Origin of the sequence: Clostridium sp. AF23-6LB, from assembly GCF_003461085.1 — a bacterium.
GTDB classification, from domain to species: Bacteria; Bacillota; Clostridia; order Lachnospirales; family Lachnospiraceae; genus Coprococcus; species Coprococcus ammoniilyticus.
The window spans coordinates 119,799-140,321 of sequence record NZ_QTWK01000001.1 but is presented as its reverse complement, the minus strand read 5'-3'; the positions used below and the strand labels follow the sequence as shown (position 1 = coordinate 140,321).

The following is a 20,523-nucleotide window of genomic DNA, read 5'->3' as shown; positions in this document are numbered from 1 at the left end:
TCAAAATGTTTAATTTTTTATTAGATTGTGCTATACTCTGTAAGTAATGCTTGTATATTTCAGAAATGTAGGAGGGACAGACCGGTATGCGATTAGGAATGGGTCGTAAAAAGATTAGAATAGGTGATATTCTCGTAGCGGCAGGAGCTATTACAGAAGAACAGTTACAGGAGGCTCTGGCATATCAGAAAGAGAATGGCGGAAAACTCGGAAATGTTCTTGTTGATCTTGGTATGATCAGTAATGAGATTCTGATAACGCTTCTGACACAGCAGCTTGGCATTGATTACATAGAATTAAAGGGAGCAAAGATAGAAGAGAAGGTGCTTCATCTGGTTCCGGAGAATATGGTAGCAAAATATAAAGTTATTCCTATCGAGATCGATCCGGATAACCCGAATATTTTAAAACTTGCTATGTCAGATCCGATGGATATCAATGCGATCGATGATATTGGACTTGTAACCAATATGCAGGTGGAGCCTATGCTTGCAACAGAGGATCAGATCAATGATGCCATCGGCAAGTATTACGGAAGCTCCAAAGCAATGGAAGCGGCTGAGATGTATCGTCAGGAACAGGCAGATGCACTTGGCGGCGGAGATGAAGATGAAGTAAATGAAGATATAGATAATTCTCCTATCGTTTTGCTTGTAAAACAGATCATAGAAGGCGGAGTTCGACAGAGAGCGTCCGATATTCATATTGAGGCATTGGAAAGCAGTGTCCGTGTCCGCTACAGGATCGATGGTGCATTAAAACAGGTTATGTCCTACGACTTAAGTATTCTTGCGGGTATCACAGCCCGAATCAAGATCATCGGTGGTATGGATATTGCAGAAAAGAGAAAACCACAGGATGGTCGTATCACGATCTTTGTAGACCGCAGAGAGTTTGATGTCCGTGTATCTATCCTTCCGACTGTATATGGAGAGAAGACGGTTATGCGACTTACCTCCAAGGACGGACTTACAAAACCGAAGAGCGGACTTGGTCTGGATGAGGATGAGATCAAGGTATTTGATGGAATCCTGAGTAATCCACACGGAATTATCCTTGTAACAGGACCTACCGGTTCCGGTAAATCAACGACACTGTACACATCCTTAAGTGAGCTGAACAAAGAGGATGTAAACATTATCACAGTAGAAGACCCTGTCGAGGCGAATATCAATGGTATTAACCAGGTACAGGTAAATAATAAAGCAGATATGACATTCGCAGCAGCCTTAAGATCCATTCTTCGTCAGGATCCAGATATCATAATGATCGGAGAAATTCGAGATGGTGAGACTGCTCAGATCGCGGTTCAGGCCGCTATCACAGGACACTTGGTTGTATCAACACTCCATACAAACTCAGCAGCAAGTACGATCACCCGTCTGGAAGATATGGGAATCGAACCTTATGTTGTAGGTGATGCGGTTGTAGGTGTTATTGCACAGCGACTTGTAAGAAGACTGTGCCCGACCTGCAAACAGCCTCGTCTCGTAGAAGATGAAGAGAGAATAGTACTCGGCGTGCCGGAGGATGAAGAAGATGTTATCATTTATGAGCCGTCTGGCTGCCCGTTGTGTAATGATACAGGCTATTCAGGACGAATCGGTGTATACGAGATGATGCCGGTATCCAAAGCACTGCAGGCGGTTATCTCGACCGGAGCGACAGCGGATAAGATTGAAAAACAGGCACTTGCAGAAGGTATGCTTACTCTGAAGATGGGTGCTGCCAAACATGTGCTGAATGGAATTACTTCCATGTCAGAGATGAAGAAGATCGTATATACAACAGGTGATGAATATTAAAAGATCCGGTCCGGTGATAAACCGGCGTGGATAAAAAAGATTTTTAGCAGAGAAGAATATGTGATCAGGCTCTGTAAAAATAAAATTGAAATTATGAATGCAACAAAGAAAGGAAGGAAACAGTATGCTGGATATGAAAGAGCTCCTGGCATTCTCGGTTGAGGCAAAAGCGTCGGATGTACATATTGCCGTAGGCATACCACCGAAACTCAGAATCAATGGACGACTGACAGAAGTTGAAGTTCCTCCGCTTACACCGGCTGATGCGGCTGAAGCAATCGGAGCAACGATGAAAGAGAGACATGTAGCAATTTTAAAAGATAGAGGTGAGGTCGATTTCTCATTCGATTCACCAGAAACCGGTCGTTTCCGTGTAAACGTATATATGGATCGTGGTAATATGGCTGCGGCATACAGACGAGTAGAAACACAGATCCCAAGACCAGATCAGCTCGGTATTCCGAGAGAGGTTGTTGAATTATATAAGAGAAAGAGAGGTCTGGTACTTGTAACAGGACCTACCGGTTCCGGTAAATCAACAACACTTGCTTCTATTATTAATAAGGCAAATGAAAACCTGACCGATCATATCATTACACTGGAGGATCCTATCGAGTATATTCACCATCACAACAAGGCAATCGTTAATCAACGAGAAGTTGGTATGGATACACTCAGTTATGCGAATGCTCTTCGTGCAGCGCTCCGTGAAGATCCTGATATTATTCTTGTAGGAGAGATGCGAGATCTTGAAACGATTTCAACAGCGATCACTGCAGCCGAGACCGGACACCTGGTATTCTCGACTCTGCATACGATCGGTGCGGCAAGTACGATCGACCGTATTATCGATATCTTCCCGACAAACCAGCAGCAACAGGTACGAGTACAGCTTGCGATGGTACTGGAAGGTGTTATTTCCCAGTCACTGCTTCCGACAGCGAACGGACAGGGACGAGTTGCAGCATTTGAAGTAATGCTTGCATCACCGGCGATCCGAAGCCTGATACGAGAAGCGAAGACACATCAGATCCAGTCGACGATCCAGACCAGCAGACAGCTCGGAATGATCACAATGGATGATGCATTGTATGATCTGTTCTCGTCCGGCACGATCACCAGAGAGATGGCTATGACATATGCACAGGATCAGCAGTATCTCAGAAAGAAGATCAACGGACAATAAGATGTACAATCCTTTTGTGCAATTCTTACAAAAAAAACTGCAATCATAAGAAATTATTGAATGTGGTTGAGAAATATAGTAATATAACAAGTATAGTATATGTAAAAGTCCGTGAATTTACGTGCACTTTTAGCTGGTAATAGTAGAAAACTATTACAAAAAAGAAGAAATATGACAGGGTCGGAGGAGAAACAATGGCAGTATTTAACTACAAGGTTGTTGACAAAAATGGTAAGAATAAAAAAGGTACCATTGAGGCCCCGAACAGAGATGGAGCGGAGAAGAAGCTGAAGGCAGATGGTTATGCGATCATGAGCCTGACAGAGCAGAACAGTCCATTTTCAGGGGGTTTGATTAAGAAGAAGGTAAAATCAAAAGATTTGGCAGTCTTCTGTAAACAGTTTTCAGCAGTTATAAGAGCTGGTGTTACGATTATATCAGCACTGGAACTGATGGGAGACCAGATAGAAAACAAAACACTGCAGAGAGCAGTTATGGATGCAAAGACATATGTTGAAAAGGGTGGAACGCTTGCAGATGCACTTCGTGTAAACTCAGAGGTATTTCCACCGATCATGATCAACATGGTCGCAGCCGGAGAGTTATCCGGTAACTTGGAGGTCTGCCTCGACAGACTGACAGAGCACTTTGAAAAAGATAATGCGTTATCGGCGAAGATCAAGGGTGCGATGACATATCCTATCGTAGTATTCATCGTTATGATCATCGTAGTAATCGTGGTAATGGTAATGGTTATCCCTAACTTCTCAAGTATGTTTGCGGAGATGGGAACACAGCTTCCGCTGGCAACACGAATTATGGTAGCGGCAAGTAATTTCATTATACATAAGTGGTGGCTGCTGATCATCATCGTTGCAGCTATCGTTGTTGGCTGCAAGGCATTCAAGAGAAGTTCTGTTGGCGAACAGCTTTTCGCGAATATGGCGATCAAGATGCCGATTTTTGGTAACCTGACGATCAAGTCAGCATGTTCCAGATTTGCAAGAACAATGAGTACACTGATGGCATCCGGTATTTCCATGATCGATGCTGTTGAACAGGTGGCAAAGATGATGGATAACAAGATCATCCGCGATGGTCTGTTAGATGCCAAGACGCAGGTAGCAAAAGGTATTCCACTTTCCAAACCATTAAAGGATATGGAGATGCTTCCACCAATGCTTTCTGCCATGACAAAGATCGGTGAAGAAACCGGTGATATTGAGGAGATGCTCAGTAAGGTTGCTGACTACTACGATGAAGAAGTAGAAGAGGCAACAAACAAGCTGACAGCAGCGATGGAGCCATTGATTATGGTAGTCCTTGCATGTATCGTAGGAATGATCGTTGCGGCTGTATACGGTCCTATCATGAGTATGTACAGTGCACTTGACCAGTACTAATACAAGTCCTGTTACATATTATAGTATTGATTAGATCCGGCAGTACGAGGATGCTGGTTTTAATATAGCATCGGAAGATGCATCAACAAACAACAAAGAATATCAATTTAAAAGGAGAGAACAATTATGAAGAAGAACAACAAAGGTTTCTCATTAGTAGAGTTAATTATCGTAATCGCTATTATGGCAATTCTTGCAGGTGCTCTTGCACCAGCCCTTATCAAGTACATCAACAAGTCAAGAAGAAGTGCTGATATTTCAAATGCTGATACAATCCGTACAGCATGTCAGACAGCTATGTCAGATGAAGATGCAATGGTTGCAATCGGAACAGGCGTTACAGGCGCAAGCGTTTCAGACCTGAAGTCAAGCTACGGTGCATTCAGCACAGAGATCAGCAGCATTCTTGGTAACAGCACAATTACTTCAAAGTACTTCGACAAAGGAAATGAATTCACAGTTGATATCAATGTAGCTGGTAACACAGTTATCGTTAAAGCTGGTTCTCAGCAGGTTTCACCTCAGCCATAATAAAAGGCGGGCATAGTGAACAGATGTAAGGATCTGATGTTAAACAGATAATCATTACATCAGTCAGACATCAGAAGGGTGATGAATAAGTTGGTAAGAATCCTCGTTTTTCGATCTTGTTTGTCGCCCTTCAAAATTGTCTAACAACATGGAACGTCAACATGTATGAAAAATATGCATGTTGGCATCTCTTTCATGGTCACACGTTTTATATAAGCTTTATATAATAAGAAGAGATTTATATAACATACGAGTGACTATTTTGCAGTCAGCGGTTTTATATTGTTTGTGTCTGAAACGAATAAATGTAGAAAGAAGAAACGCGAATGACAACGGCATTGAACTAATGGCGGCAGCCGGCTTACAAAAGAAGCTGGAAACTGAAAAATAGGCATGAAAGATGAACGGGTCAATCATCCGTGTGCTTATGATTAAAGGTGACAGATTGTTTACCTTTCAGCCTGTACATACAGGCATATTGTATTTTATTTTAAGTGGGGTGAACAGCTTGTAGGCTGGTACTCAGGCAATTGGAATATACATATTCCACAAAAAACTACTGATTAGCGAGGGAGGCTATTTAAAATGGCGAGTAATAACAAAGTCTTAACAATCGACATCACAAATGAAAGTATTACTATTACAGAAGTAACAGCTTCTGAAAAAAAGACTTCCACAGTTCATAATGCCATCATCTTCGAGACACCGGAAGATGCTTATGAAGATGGTTTCATTAGAGACAAGGAAAGAATTGCAGAGGCGATCAAATCACAGCTTGCTGCAAACGGAATCACTAACAAGAACGCAATATTCGTTCTTACCTCTACAAAGATCGTTAACAGAGAGGTTCTTGTACCTTTCGTTAAGGAAAACAAAATTAAAGGAATTATTAATGCGAACTCATCAGAGTATTTCCCTGTTAATATAGAGGATTACACAGTATCCCATTCTGTATTAGAGACAGTTACTGATGAAGAAAATAACAAACAGTTAAGAGTTCTTGCAGTTGCAGCACCAACCAGTATGGTTCGTTCATATTATGAAGTTGCAGCACTTGCAGGACTGAAGGTAGTTGCTCTTGATTACATTGGAAATGCCATGTTGCAGTTGATCAAAACACAGACCAGCGAGAACATGACGACTATGGTAATCCAGTTAGGTAGCGAATCTACTGTACTTAATATCGTAAAAGGAGATATCCTTCTGTTACAGAGAACTGTACCATATGGTACCAATGTTGTTGTAAATGAAGTAATGGATGCAAAGGGTGTTGATGCTACAACAGCAATGACATTACTCCAGAATGAAAGACTGATCACGGTTGATTTTGATGATAATGCGATCACAGGATCTTTCCGTTACCTGATCAACAACATTGGCCGTGTAATGGATTTCTTTGCATCAAAGAATCCTGATAAGCCGATCGATGATGTATTCCTGACAGGTGATGGCGCCCTGATCAAGGGAATTGATGGTCTTTTCAAGGTACAGCTCAATGTTTCAACAAGAGTTATGGACAGTTTATTCAATATCAAATTTGACCCAAAGATTGATTTGAAGATATATAATCCTGTATACCTTATGGTTCCAATCGGTGCTGCTTTTGCACCTATGGGATTCACAATTTCAGAAGGCGGAGCTTCCGGCAAGAAGGAAGGTCAGATGGATACAACTCCACTGGTAGTTGCATTCCTGATCCTGGCTGTGTTAGTGGCAGGCGGATTAACGGCTGTGTCATTTGTATTAAAGAATCAGGCACAGACAGAGCTGGATGATGTAAATAAGAAGATCGCTTCTATCCAGGATATTGAGACGATCGTAAAGGATTATGAAAATGCAGAAAGCGTTTATGTTGATGCCATGAGCATGTACAGCTACACAAAGAACTTGAATGAGAATGTTGTAACATTTATCACGGCTTTGGAAGAGAAGATGCCAAAGGAAACTGATATCACAGCATTTGAATCCGATTCAACAGGTGTTTCAATTTCAGGAACAGCAGCAGAATATGATGATATTGCAGGACTTGCGATCAGCTTAAAAGAAATTGACTGTATTGATAACTCATTCATTGGAAGTATCACAGAAAATGTAGATGAAGACACAGGTAAAATAACATATGATTTCACAGTAACGTGTATCTATGTTGACGCATCAGCGGCAGATGCTGATACAACTGAAACAGATGCTACATTAGCTGAGTAAGGGAGGGCATAGAACATGGATGCAATGACAAAAGGACAAAGAAATTTATTATTATTTTTACTCGGTGTTGTTATTTTATTTGTGCCGATCAGATTTGTGGCATTAAGCAATTTTGATGACCGTAAAGAGCTTGTTTCAAAGAAGGATGAACAGCAGGTTTATTATAACAGCCTGAAAGCAAAAGATGTAAACAGAGATCAGTACATCAAGGATACAGAAAACTATAAGAAAGAATATGAAGCAATCCTTGCAGAATTCCCATCAGAGATCTATCAGGAAAATACAATCATGTATTTACAGGGGATCAAGGACGAATATAAGTTCCGTTTCACAGATGTATCAATGGGAGAGGAACAGCTCTTCTATACACTTGGAACCGGTGCTGTTGGTGATGCTACATTAGATGGTGCAGCAACAGGAACGGCTTCTACAGATGCAAATACTACAGCAGCTACAACAGCAGCTACAACAGAGACTGCAGTCGCTGGCACAGATGCTACTGCAGCAGTAGCAGGAGAAAATAATTTCAACTGCTATTCAGCAAGCTTCCCGGTTACATATTCAGGTTCTTATAAGTCTGTTAAAGATGTTGTTGATTACATCGAGAAGAGCGATTTCCGTATGACAGTTGACTCTATCTCAATCGCATTTGATGAGGAGACTGGTGATTACACAGGAGATATGTCATTCTCTGAATATGCTGTTACAGGTGGAGACAGAACCACAGATCAGGTTAACGTAAATGTTCAAACCGGTAAAGATAACATTTTCGGAAATCCAACCGTAAAGAGTAGTACGACAACTACAACTACAGATAGCAATCAGTAGGATGTAGACTTGCAACCCGTAGATTCGATTTGAACGGAGTGAGAAGTAAGAATGGCAAAGAATAATAACAAAGGCTTTAGCTTGATTGAAGTAATCATAGCTGTAGCAGTATTTGCTATATTAATTGCTCCCCTTACCGCCCAGTTGATTTCAGCGATCAATGTCAATACGAAGTCAACAAAGAAACAATATGCGATTGAAAAAGCTGAAGAGATCATGGAAAGCTTTAAAACTGCAAATATGAAAGAAAGTGCCATCAGTATCCCTGATGGCAATTCTACAGGTAATTATGAGTTTGGTCTGGATGATTCCCAGACACAGACTTATACCCTCCCGGAAAGTGCGGGAACTGTAGATTATCACATTAATACATATTCATGCAGTGGAATATCGCTCGGGGGAGAATACGAGAAGTATGATTGCACAGTAACTGTAAATGATATTGCGCATGCAGTTGCAACAAAGGGATATGTATGGGATGCCAATACAAATGACCTGAAGAAAGACGGTTCTGAGTATGTCCGCCTTACATCAGGTGTTGGTACAGTACGTAATCTTGATAACAAGCAGTCAGCGATCATTGCTGGAGCAACCTATATGGGAGCAACCAGTGGTATAGAAGGAAACAGTCTGGATAATCAGGCAGCGGCATATTTTAAAGATGTGAAAGTGGATATCTTAAAGGGAAATTCCGTTTTATATAATCAGTATCTGTCCGGTGCTACCTATCTGGATAATGATTCGTTCCAGAAAACAACCACGATTAAGGTTTCAAAGACTTTATCCGGTTATATGGTACAGTGTTTTGTAGAATATCAGGATAAACCATCGTTTAATCCTATCATTAAGGCATACGCGAATGGAATTGCAAGCGATACCTATAAACCGGATGGAAAATATGGAGAGGGAATTGTATATCAGAAGGAATACAAGACACTTCCTCCAATCTATCTGTTATATGCACCTGCAGTGTGTAATGGTGTATATTGTAATAATGATTATATCAGAGTTGAGACATCAGGACTTGCTGATGATGAAAAAGCAAAGATCTACTTATTTGAAACAATTGCTTCAATTGATCCGAAATATGAGGAGATCATTTGCGATACACTTGGCGTAAGCAGTATTGACAGTCTGGTTTACCAGAGCACTAGTCATACAAGCTCACCATCTTCTGTTAAGGTATATGTGAACCGCACTGGTGATGATACAAAGGGAAAGATTGAGGCATATTCAAACTTCGGAACTGAGTATGATGAAACAGATGCAACTGCTATTAAAGTTAAGAACACATCAGATGATACAAGTGATGAAACATACCTGTATGATATTCATGTTACATTGACAGATAGTGATGGCAATAAGACAGAAGTATCAGGAACAAGGGGGAAATAAGAGATGCTGAAAAAGTTAAAAAACAAGCTTAAATTAGCGGATAACCGCGGCTCGAGTTTTGTCCTTGTTATTGTATCAGCAACTTTCTTAAGCATACTGGTGTCAGCATTGTTAATGGGAACTCTTTTGGCATATAAACTTCGTTTTTATAAGCTGAATTCCCTGAATAACTTTTACAGTGTTGAAAAAGCCATGGATGAGATATATGCCGGAATTGGTGCAGCGACAAATGAGCATTTGTATTCCGCGTATACGACAACGGCTGAGATTGTTGTGTATTACAAGGATGGTCAGTATAACAATCTGACAGAAGATGAAGCGAATGATCTGTTTAAGCAGTTCTTTATGCAGGGTATCAAATCAGATAAGACATTCAGCAATATGCCAACTCTGATCGAAACCTTAAAGGGCTATATTACAGATCCGGATGTATCACTTGCCTGTGACAATCTGAGAATTGTATTCAAGGATAAAGAAGGTCGTGAAAAGTACATCAAATATGTAGCTGGAAAGAATGGAAAAGTTACAGGTGTAGCAAGTGCCAATACGATCGATGAGAATAATATCGAAGAGATTACATTCAGAAATATTGGTGTAAAGCGTACAATCACATTAAGCAGCACAGATTCCGCGAGCGGAGCAATGGCGCCTGGAACTTATGTACAGACGATCACAACAGATCTTGTATTAAAGAAACCGGAATATAATGTTTCTTTTGATATGGCAGGTGCAAACAGTGACAGCTTATATAATTACGCATTGCTTGCTGATATGGGACTTCAGGTATCCGGAACAGCAGCAGACACAGAAGTAAATATAAAGGGTAACATTTATACTGCTTCTGACTATTACAATAAAGATTATAATGGAAAAACAGATACAAAGGTAACAAATGAATACAGCCGTACAGTTGAAACCAAATGGGGATCAACAGATGAGAGTGCATATTCCGGTATCTTTGTACAGGGTGACAGAGCGAATCTGACACTGAATTCCGATATTATCGTTAACTCAGGATCTCTCGCAGCTTTTGATGGTGCGAAGATTAATCTTTCAGGACGTACATCCCTGTTATCAGAACTCTGGACCGATAACATCATCATCGGAGGCGATGAGGGCGGACAGATCAAAGCGGCAGCAAATGCTTATGTATATGATGATACAGAGCTGAATGCAGAGAAATCTGAGCTTACATTTACAAGAGGAACTTATTTTGGATACAGCTATACAGCAGATGACGTAAGAAGCATTAACCTTCTTCGTACATCCGGTAACCTTGCAACAGGATTCAAATTAAAATCACACTTCAGTGACAGTGCAATCATTGTCAATGGAAAGAATTCAACTCTGGATCTTTCAAGTCTGGAATCTCTGTATATTGCAGGTAAGTCCTATATCGAATTCTCCAAGATCGCAGCAAATACGATCACAGATGAGAAAGAAAGAAAAAACTTTGGTCTTACGAAAGATTCTGATTATGCATTCACAGCATTAAACGATTATTCAACCGGTCAGTCTCTTGATGTTAAGTCCAATCAGTTGATCTTCCTGACACAGTGGGATCTGTATGATAATACTGAGGTTGTGGATGAGAACGGTTATACACATGTAACATTAAAGTTCCCTAAGACATTTTCAAATGATGTCCAAATTAACAAGCTGTATACTGATTTCGTAAAACAGCTCACATCTAATAATTATATTGTAGAAGCAATCAAGGAGACAGTTTCCGGACATGATTATTATTATCTGTACATTCAGGATGGCGATAAAGATAAGGATGGAGTAAACGATGCTGAGGAGTTTGTAGAGAAGTATTATGATCTCTTAAACACAGGCATCGATGAAACGAAAAAGAAATTGTACAATGTTGCTAACTATGAAAATTTTGAAGTTAAATTACTTCTGCCAAGCAAAGATGGTGATGTGGATGGAAGCAAGATCAAAACAAGTGGAGCTGTAACTGCTCAGAACAGTGACAATTCATTATTTGTTAAGGCATCTGCAGATACATCTCTGCAGGTTGATACAGCATTAAAAAATGCAACAGGATCAAAGACATTCTCAGTGTTACTTGGTAATAAGGGTATTACAGAGAATAATAATACATTTGCAGATATTAAAAAGAATTCAGAGGCACTTGGTGATCAGACCACTCTTAGCAAAGAGGAGAAGGTCAGCAATCAGATCAATTATATGTATATCAATATGAAAGATCATCTGTCTGTAGTAGATAAAAAGGATGATACAGATACAGATGTTTCTGCATGGGAAGTGGCCGGATATACAAAGAACGGAAGTACATACACATACGCTCCGATCAAAGGATCTGACGGAAAGAACCTTGATACATTTGATTACAACTACAGTCTGACACCTCTTACCAAATATGTTGATTATGATAAGATCTTCTCCAAAAATCTTAGTATCAACAAGGTAGAGCCAGAGACAAATGCAGTTGTTATCATCAATGCAAATGATGTAACATTAAAATCCACAGCCGCTGATGGTGCTTTACAGGGTATCGTTATCTGTGGTGGTAATGTAACATTTGATAAGAGTGTAAAGTCATTCCGAGGAATGATCATATCAGGTGCAAAGATTATCTGTAACAGCAGCGTAGATATCTCAGCAGACGCATCCTTTACAGCAACTGTACTGGAAGAGTGTTCCAAGAGTGATGTAGAAGATCTGAGTCTGATCACAAGAGAGATCTTAAAGAACTATGTTAAAGTAGACGATAAAAACAATTCAGAGGTTTCTGGTTCAAGCTTATCAGACATCTCTTATAGCGACATTCTTGCATTCCAGAACTGGAAGAAGAATGTAGAGTAGGAGGGGTGAATATGATAAGAAAAATAAAAAATGATTCCGGATATTCCCTTGTTGAATTGATTATTGTTCTTGCTATCATCGCAGTTATGTCAGGACTTGCGGCAGTGTCGATTTCTTCGATACGGACAGCTCGTGCGACTTCATCAAAGGAGTCGTTCAATCAGGAATTGTCAACTCTGCAGTCCCTGACAAAAACACAGGAAAGCGATTGGGCAATGAAACTGGAAAAAGTAGATGGAAAATATAACCTGGTATATGGTAAGAGCAAGAATGGATCGGATTTCACAGAAGATACTTCAAAGGATCGTGAGATTCTGGATCGTGTAACGATTTACTATTCAAATAATGGTTCTTCCGCAGGAAGTGAAGTTTCATCTATGATCATTAAGTTTAATAAGTCAGATGGTTCTGTAAAAACCGGAAGTGGTGTATATACCTTTTATAAGGACGGATCCAATGATGCCGTTGGAAAGGTAACACTGAATCAGGCAACAGGCAGCCATTACACAGGATCATGAGGAGGGGTGAAGCGTGAAGAAAAATAATAATAAAGGTTTCACTTTCATTGAATTAGTACTGTACATTGGAATTTTAAGTGTGTTCATGGTTGCGGTAACCTCACTTGTTGGTACAGTGGTATCCTCCAATAGAAAGATGACAAATAGAAAGAAAATACAGAACGAAGCCGGTGAAACATATGATACCATATCAGATATGATCATGGGTGCGACTGATGTGAAGATATTGGGAAGCGCATATGTGGCTACTACATCAGCGGGCGTCACATCTTACAGCCCGGTTTCCGGAGTATTTATTGTTCCGGATGATACAGATACAAAGGGCAGCGGAGGTGAATTAATGTCTGCTGGTGGTATTGGAAGACGTACTGTTTATATCGAGAAAGCGGGTGGAGCTGGTCTTACACCAAAGGGTCCATGTTATGATATTGCAGATATGAAGTCGTTTGGTGATGTCACATCACCATCGACAGATGACACGACATATATTATTCCGGATGATTCTGGGAAGTTATATCTGAAAGTAGATTATGCATCTGCATTACAGAGTAACGGTGACAGTGTTATCACGACCTGTACGATCACATATGATAAGACCGAAAAAAAGCTTTATGTGTTTAAAACACCGCAATCAGATAGAATCACTGATGCAAGTGAAGCAGATGGCACTGTTCTTTGTAAGGATGTAAAGGATTTCAAATTACAGATCAATCCGGACGAGGACAGTATTGCAATTACACTGGAACTTGAAGATTCAACAACGGCGGCATCTTATAAGATAAATGGTGTTGTTGGCATTCGAAATTCATATGTGCTTAAAAAGCATACATGGGATTAAGGAGGAAAGAAATAGTGTTTAAGAACAGAAAAGTAGTATTATCATCTGTAGCGATAATATTTACACTTATAGTATGTGCTATATTCGTAAACTTTACGTTGGCTAATTCTGGAACTCCTGTTGAAAAAAGTGAAGCGGACACAAGTGGCAGTTCAACATTGGTGGGCAGCTCAAACATTGATCAGGCGATTCTTAACTCAAACGATTCCAGTCTGAAGAAGACAGGAGAGGATAAGTATCACATTGTTCAGATCCTTCCGGATGGTTTGGGATCTTATGCAACAGCAGATACATCAATGACAGAGATTGTGACTGCTTCCGGTTACTCAGGAAAGATCAGTGATGAAGCAGGATATAAAGGCACATCTGATCTGTGGAAATATGTATATGATGGAGAATACTTCAGATATGCAGTTTTCAATGGTTATAAGAATATTAAAGATGATATGGCACCGGGTGCAGTTCAGTTGACGACAAAAACAGTCAGTGATCTGAACGGCATGGGTACAGAGGCACAGGAAATACTTGCAAATGCGGATTTTATCTATATCGTTGCAACAACAGCAAATGATTATGCTGCAGGCGGTACAGATATCAGCGAGAGCTTATATAACTGGCTGGATGTATATGCAGGAAAGCATCCGATCATCTTTGATCGATATGCATTATGTACAGCGGAGCCTGAAAAGATCACAGGTAATAATGACCAGTATCGTATGGGATCTCTGGCATACAAATATGTAACAAAGACATTAAAGGGAAGAACAGATAATGTTCTCTGTGTAGAACCTGGTTTCTTCAATGTCCTTTATAAAGAAGCAAGTGGTAACAAGTCAGATCCAATGACAAATACCACAAAGACAATATCGGACTTTATTCTGACTGCTGAACGTTCTGCAACAGAAGGCGGAAAGGATTATATCAATAAGAACAGATATTATAAATGGTATACAGATGATAAGATGGAAAACTTCTTAAATAATAAGACCGATAAGGTCGATTCTGCATACGCAAAGATATCTGGAAATACACAGGGCATATCAGGTTCCAGACATGAATGGAAATTTGATAATGCAAATGTTCTGGTGATCACAGACGGTACATCAAACAGTATGTTCTCAGAACTGGCATCAAAGAATGATGCACCGCAGTGCTCTGCTGAAAATTATGTTTATAACAGCAAGAAACAGATATGGGAGTCAGTAGTAAAGGCTCCAAACAGCGACTTTACAAGTGATGCTTATGCCGGTAAGGGTTATAAGTTCGTTCCAAGTGGAGCAAATATCTATCAGATTCAGAGTAAGGATCTGTTAAATGCGGTTGACAGCTCAAAGGGAGCAAAGTATACAGCAAATGATCTTGCTAAGACTTATTTCCAGGATGTTGCTGCAAAGCAGATTACCGGTACGATCAAGTCTAAGGGAGATCTTGCAGGCTCTGTTGTTTATCTGGTTGTAACTCCAAAGGGAGAAGCAAGCAAACTGGCTGGTAATACAGATGGTACAGTTCTGGCATGTGAACTTACAACCGGTGAAGATGGAAATGGATCATATGATGAAGAGACAGGTATCTATACATATGAATATGGATTTCCTAAAGTAAATGCTGATTATGATTACAGTGTTCTTTTGGAGGCAACAGTGGATCCATCTTCATATGAAGACAATGGAGATGATTCTGATACATCAGGCGATAACGCAGGCACAGGCGATAACGCAGGTACAGGCGATAATTCCGGTACAGGTGATAATTCCGGTACAGGCGATAACGCAGGTACAGGCGATAATTCCGGCACAGGTGATAATGCAGGTACAGGCGATAATTCCGGCACAGGCGATAACACCGGCACAGGCGATAATTCCGGCACAGGTGATAATGCAGGTACAGGCGATAATTCCGGCACAGGCGATAACACCGGCACAGGCGATGGCTCTGATCCGGCAACGAATCCGGATGCAATTACCGAGGATTATGTGATCGGAAGCAATGGCTATGATTTCATCGTTTCTGTAAAGGGAGAAAGCAAAGATGGTGCTTACGACTACACAAATGACTGCGATGAATATAAAGAATATGCAGACAAGTGTACAGCAGATCCGACAAACTATACAACAGATGTATATACAGATGATCTTATCTTTGAGACATCAGAACAGGTATATGCTTATGTAGATGCTCAGTATAAAAAGTATAAAAATGATGTCCTGTTGCCAAAAGTTACAGGAACGAATGTAATTGATTTTACAGAGTATGATTTTATCTTTATTGAATCAGGTGATTATAAAGATGAGATCGGTGATTCAGCATACCAGAAGTTATGTTCAGCAGTAGAAGAGGGTGTGTATGTAATCGCAAGCAGTGAAGCCGGAGACGGTATTGGATCCGGAAACAATAATGGTGGTGGATCAGGTGATCCAGATAAGATTATTATCAACAGTCCATCAGCAAAGGTGATCGCAGATATTATCAATGCCGGTGTATACCGAAGAGGCAGTGATAATAAATTCAGAGTTCTGGAAATTCAGCCGGATTATCCAATTGATGAAGAACTCGCAAGATCTTCATCGGTTAAGAATGGATCCGGTGCATGGACAAATGGTACCAATACACACGGAGAAAAAATCTATGGTAATTATTATACCGTTCCATCGGATGTAGCTGAGGGCTATGCAGTGGAGGAGCTTTCACCGGGCAGTGAGTATTATGATTTTGATCTGACGAAGGCAAAGATTGCATATGCGATCGATGGTATCTCATATTCAGATATTGAGCTTACACAGGTTTCATCAGAGGCACTGATCGGTATGACAGATGATATCGCTGCTACATATGACCTTGTATATATCGGTGGAGATATCAGCGCTCTGGACAGAGATCTGAGTAAGATATACGATTCCAGTGTATTTGCTTATATCGGACCAAGCGCAGAACAGTTAGTATCCGCAATTCCTACATTTGTTATGTATTACCATACAGGTGTTCTGAAGGAGATGGGTGGTACCGGTTCTTACAAGATGACAAGATCAATCACAGGTTCTGAGCTTATGGCAACACCGGTGATTGGCTCAACAAAGTATAAGACAACATATGTTGTTGAAAATGGTAATGACCTGACAAAGAATAAGTATGATGAGCTTGTATCTTACGTTAATCTTGGAAGACCGATCATGGTTGGCAATGAACTGACTTCGGTATTTGAAAAGGTAAATGGAACAGATGCAGACGGCAATGGTCTTACAGATGCGCAGAAGAGTCAGGGCTACTGGTATAATGCAGGCAAGCTGGAAAGAAAGAACTTCTATCTGGATCCATCATCCAGAATGTATGACCTTTTGAATGTGATCAATAACAGAAGATCCAAAGGAACAAATGTATTATGGGGCGTAGATGCAACCGATACACAGAAGATTGATAATTCAAATAAGCAGTATGGTGATACACTGTACACTTATAAGATTGCTGAAAAGCAGACAATGCTTGATTCAGAGGCACAGCAGAAGACATGGTATAAGGATGCAACAGATGAGACGGCTATCAAGTCGTATGCAACAGTATTCTCAGAGGATACAAATGCAGCGATTAACAATCTTGTTAAACAGTCTACATCAAGAGCGCGTCTTACAGTTACAAGTGCACCGGTTGAATATTCAGAGGGTATTACAAGCACATATCTGAAGACAACCAATTTATCATTTACCTTCTCTGTAGCAGGATCGGAAAAGAGTTATAAATATTCAATCTGTATTGACAAGAATAAGAATACACAGTTTGATCATGATAAGACGATTGACTATTATGTAACAGGTGATATAGATACATCAACAGGAACATCCGGTTCTGCAGTAAAGAATAAGACAGTAAATATTGCACTGGATCAGGATTTCTTCGGTTCTGCATACTGGCAGATCCTTATTATGGATAGTAAGGATAATATCATTGCAGAAGAGCGTGGTATCTGCAAGATCGTAAACAACACAGACGGAATCAGTGATATCAATGTTTTACAGGTTCAGACCATGTCAGAAGGACAGGGAGCAACATCCTGGGGAGCAACAGATACATTGTACTTTGATATTCAGTCACAGACAGCACATAAGATTCTGAAGTATAACACCTATGCAAATCAGACAGCACTTGATACAGCAGATGTTGCACAGTATAAATGTCTGGGACGTCATGAGAATCGTTTTGGTATCGTTCCATATGACACAGATCTGTTCTATGGTTCACAGAAGGGTAATGATGATTATCTTTCAAATTTTGCAGATACCTTAGCAGAGGATTACGATATCAGTCTTGATATGGTAGTAGCTTCAGCTGATAAAGCTGCTTTTACAACAAAGGATAATCAGGCAGACACATATGACTGTCTGGATACTTGGGTAGAAGAGGCAGATAAGCTGGAGAATGGCGGTACAGTAGAAGGTAGAAACAAGAAGCAGTATGCAACAGATGCAACAATTGCTTTGGCAGCTTATAACAAATATGTATCTGAGACCGTTAAGCCAAAAGAAGACCTGGATAGCTACATCAAGGGTGCTATTCAGTCCTTACAGGGCACATATACAGGTTCTACAAATTATGGAGCAAGAGGTACTTATAATACGTTCCTTGGTGGTTTCAAGTCATCTGTTTCAAACAGTGACCTGATCGATCTCCTTAATTATACGATCGATACCGGTGAGTACTATATGGTATTCTGGCCTGTATACAGTACAAATACAGATATTACATTTGCCAGCGGAAAGATTTCATCTACAATGTTCGGCAGTGAATTTGTAGAACTGTATGAGAAGTACAGAGATGCAAAGGATAAAGAATTAGATGCATTAGATGTGTATAAGAAAGATTTAAGACGTTCTTATGGTAAAAATTTCATGAAGAAGCAGTATTCAATTCTGGTTCTTGGTCCATCTGATTCTTTTGGTGGATTCAAGGTAGACTTGAAGCAGCGTACTTGTGAATACATTCTGGATTATGTATCAAATGGTGGAGATTTATTCTTCTTCCATGACACAATGACACCGTATGCAGATGCAGGTGCTGTTAATCTGACAAAGTCATTACTTGATATTGTTGGAATGAACAGATTCCATGTAGATCTTACAAATAATGCCAACACATATGAGGTCGTAAATGACGGATATGTTACAGGTGTTACACGGGAAGGCCTTGTAAAGGGAACATTGACAGAAGATGGATATATCTATACAAAGCAGAATTCATCTGGTTCACCAGCCGGAATGATAAAGGGAACTTTGGCAGAAGATGGATATATTTATGAGCCGGAATCATATGGAACAACACATGATTGGAAGGGTCCGTTGAATGGATGGGAAAAAGATAATGCTTACATGGATTTAACAGCAAATTATACCCGTACATTCTATAAAAAGAAAGCTACAGCAGGAACGTCCGGATACATTTATCAGGATGCAGTAACATATGACCAGTATTCATATATCAACGACTGGGGCGGTGTAGATACCGGATATTTTACAAAGACAGAAGCAAAGGCTGGAACCTCAGGATACATTTATCAGGAGGGCGGCAAGCCAACGTATTCAGACAAGAATACATCACTGGCATACAAGTCGGAGGACGCTGACCTGTATTATCTTACACCATATGTAAATAATTCAATCGCAGGAAAGAGTCTTGTAAACAGTATTAATGCTAATATGACACAGATCGCATCCAGCTATAACAAGGTTGGAAACATTGGAATGTATGTAAGTGCATTGTCAATGACCAGTTTGTACTATGATAAGAATGGTGGCGGTGGTGCAACATACACCTTACCATATGTATATGCACAGAGTGATTTCCAGAGTGCGACAGCATGGTCAGCATCATCAACAGCTGATCAGTCAGCAAATTCACAGACTGTAAAGGCAAAACAGTTAAATGAAGGTCTGATCACATTGTATCCATACAAGATTGGTGATTCCCTGAATATTTCAGGTACACATCAGCAGGTATATGCACTTGATCTGGAAGCAGGCGATGTAACTGTATGGTATACACTGGCAGGTTCTAACAACTCAAGTGATGCGAAGAAGAGATCATCCCTGTATGCAGCAGATCCATATGATGGAATGGAGAACTACTACATCTACACAACATCTTATGGTAACGGAGCAATTACATACTGTGGAGCCGGTCATGGATCGGTTACAGGTCCTACAACAAGAAATAATGATGAAAGAAAGCTCTTCATCAACGTTATTGTAAACAGTGCAGAAGCAGTAAAGGAAAAACCTACATTATATGTTTATGATCCTGATACAGATTTCAAGAAAGAAATGGCAAAGGACGAAGAGATATCTGAGTCAATTGGTAAGACCGTATATTTGGATGAAGTAGCAGATAAGACAACATCACCGGAATTCGACTTCAAGATCAATGTTCCAAATGATGTAACAGTGGATGCAATTAACGTATACTATGATCTGGATTATGATGATACAGATATGGCAAACAATCGTCCAGCATATGCAGAGGGTACAGATCGTATGATCTGGAATACACCGGCATCCGATAAGGAAAAAGCAGGCATTGTGGAAGATAGTGCATCGACAAAGAAGATACAGATTAAGGATAAGTTTACAGATTCCAATAACCTGAAGCCAACAGATGAACTGTTCGCACCATATGGTGGAAACTACACCTACATAGTTGTAGAAGTATACTACAATGGTAAGACAAAACCGATCTATACAATGATCAAGGTAAAAGCATCTGATCCATTGTTCAATCTGACACAATCAGATAGTGCAATTCAGGTTGCAGCAAATGATGTAGCTTATACGAAAAAATTTGTATTGGCTTAACAAATATAAGAATTGACAAACAATCTTATATATTACAAGGCGGGCAGTAATGTCCGCCTTATTTCTGTATATTTGGAATAATTCTTGTAAGAACAAACAGAAGATGCTACTATGTTAATGTTTCCTTTTTATTACATAATGCGGTG

General features: G+C 40.0%; 11 protein-coding genes. All 11 read left to right on the top strand.

Annotated elements, in window-relative coordinates:
- Positions 1–86: 86 nt before the first annotated feature.
- The 11 genes from DWY07_RS00560 to DWY07_RS00510 all read left to right on the top strand — a co-directional run bounded on the left by DWY07_RS00560 (position 87) and on the right by DWY07_RS00510 (position 20,377).
- Entirely contained in the window at positions 87–1,805 is a 1,719-nt protein-coding gene (locus DWY07_RS00560) for an ATPase, T2SS/T4P/T4SS family (RefSeq protein WP_117785448.1), read from the top strand.
- A gap of 124 nt (positions 1,806–1,929) precedes the next feature.
- Positions 1,930–2,991, top strand: coding sequence for a type IV pilus twitching motility protein PilT (locus DWY07_RS00555; protein ID WP_117785447.1), 1,062 nt, complete (start codon positions 1,930–1,932; stop codon positions 2,989–2,991).
- Between the two features lie 194 nt (positions 2,992–3,185).
- Complete coding sequence (locus tag DWY07_RS00550; RefSeq protein ID WP_117807370.1) at positions 3,186–4,394, top strand: type II secretion system F family protein; 1,209 nt, start codon at positions 3,186–3,188, stop codon at positions 4,392–4,394.
- 126 nt (positions 4,395–4,520) lie between these two features.
- Positions 4,521–4,925, top strand: a complete 405-nt coding sequence (locus DWY07_RS00545) for a prepilin-type N-terminal cleavage/methylation domain-containing protein (RefSeq protein ID WP_021943486.1) — start codon at positions 4,521–4,523, stop codon at positions 4,923–4,925.
- Between the two features lie 585 nt (positions 4,926–5,510).
- Positions 5,511–7,130 (top strand): type IV pilus assembly protein PilM, encoded by a 1,620-nt coding sequence (gene pilM, locus DWY07_RS00540; RefSeq protein WP_117821929.1) that lies wholly within the window; start codon positions 5,511–5,513, stop codon positions 7,128–7,130.
- A 15-nt stretch (positions 7,131–7,145) separates the two neighbouring features.
- Positions 7,146–7,958, top strand: coding sequence for a hypothetical protein (locus DWY07_RS00535; protein WP_117821928.1), 813 nt, complete (start codon positions 7,146–7,148; stop codon positions 7,956–7,958).
- Positions 7,959–8,009: 51 nt separating this feature from the next.
- The gene (locus tag DWY07_RS00530; protein WP_117821927.1) at positions 8,010–9,353 is read left to right on the top strand and encodes a prepilin-type N-terminal cleavage/methylation domain-containing protein; all 1,344 of its coding nucleotides are present in this window, start codon (positions 8,010–8,012) and stop codon (positions 9,351–9,353) included.
- Between the two features lie 3 nt (positions 9,354–9,356).
- A complete protein-coding gene (locus DWY07_RS00525) occupies positions 9,357–12,188 on the top strand; it encodes a hypothetical protein (protein ID WP_117807373.1) in 2,832 nt (943 codons plus the stop codon).
- 11 nt (positions 12,189–12,199) lie between these two features.
- Positions 12,200–12,706: a prepilin-type N-terminal cleavage/methylation domain-containing protein gene (locus tag DWY07_RS00520; RefSeq protein ID WP_021943481.1), complete on the top strand. Its 507-nt coding sequence runs from the start codon at positions 12,200–12,202 to the stop codon at positions 12,704–12,706.
- Positions 12,707–12,719: 13 nt separating this feature from the next.
- Positions 12,720–13,544 (top strand): prepilin-type N-terminal cleavage/methylation domain-containing protein, encoded by an 825-nt coding sequence (locus DWY07_RS00515; RefSeq protein ID WP_021943480.1) that lies wholly within the window; start codon positions 12,720–12,722, stop codon positions 13,542–13,544.
- 14 nt (positions 13,545–13,558) lie between these two features.
- On the top strand, positions 13,559–20,377 hold the full coding sequence (locus tag DWY07_RS00510) for a DUF5057 domain-containing protein (RefSeq protein WP_117821926.1): 6,819 nt from the start codon (positions 13,559–13,561) through the stop codon (positions 20,375–20,377).
- Positions 20,378–20,523: the final 146 nt, after the last annotated feature.

Excerpts from the sequence above, each read along its gene's own strand:
- DWY07_RS00535 (WP_117821928.1), top strand. The coding sequence starts at position 7,146 with ATGGATGCAATGACAAAAGGACAAAGAAATTTATTATTATTTTTACTC.
- DWY07_RS00520 (WP_021943481.1), top strand. The coding sequence starts at position 12,200 with ATGATAAGAAAAATAAAAAATGATTCCGGATATTCCCTTGTTGAATTG.
- DWY07_RS00530 (WP_117821927.1), top strand. The coding sequence starts at position 8,010 with ATGGCAAAGAATAATAACAAAGGCTTTAGCTTGATTGAAGTAATCATA.
- DWY07_RS00555 (WP_117785447.1), top strand. The coding sequence starts at position 1,930 with ATGCTGGATATGAAAGAGCTCCTGGCATTCTCGGTTGAGGCAAAAGCG.
- DWY07_RS00550 (WP_117807370.1), top strand. The coding sequence starts at position 3,186 with ATGGCAGTATTTAACTACAAGGTTGTTGACAAAAATGGTAAGAATAAA.
- pilM (WP_117821929.1), top strand. The coding sequence starts at position 5,511 with ATGGCGAGTAATAACAAAGTCTTAACAATCGACATCACAAATGAAAGT.
- DWY07_RS00525 (WP_117807373.1), top strand. The coding sequence starts at position 9,357 with ATGCTGAAAAAGTTAAAAAACAAGCTTAAATTAGCGGATAACCGCGGC.
- DWY07_RS00560 (WP_117785448.1), top strand. The coding sequence starts at position 87 with ATGCGATTAGGAATGGGTCGTAAAAAGATTAGAATAGGTGATATTCTC.
- DWY07_RS00545 (WP_021943486.1), top strand. The coding sequence starts at position 4,521 with ATGAAGAAGAACAACAAAGGTTTCTCATTAGTAGAGTTAATTATCGTA.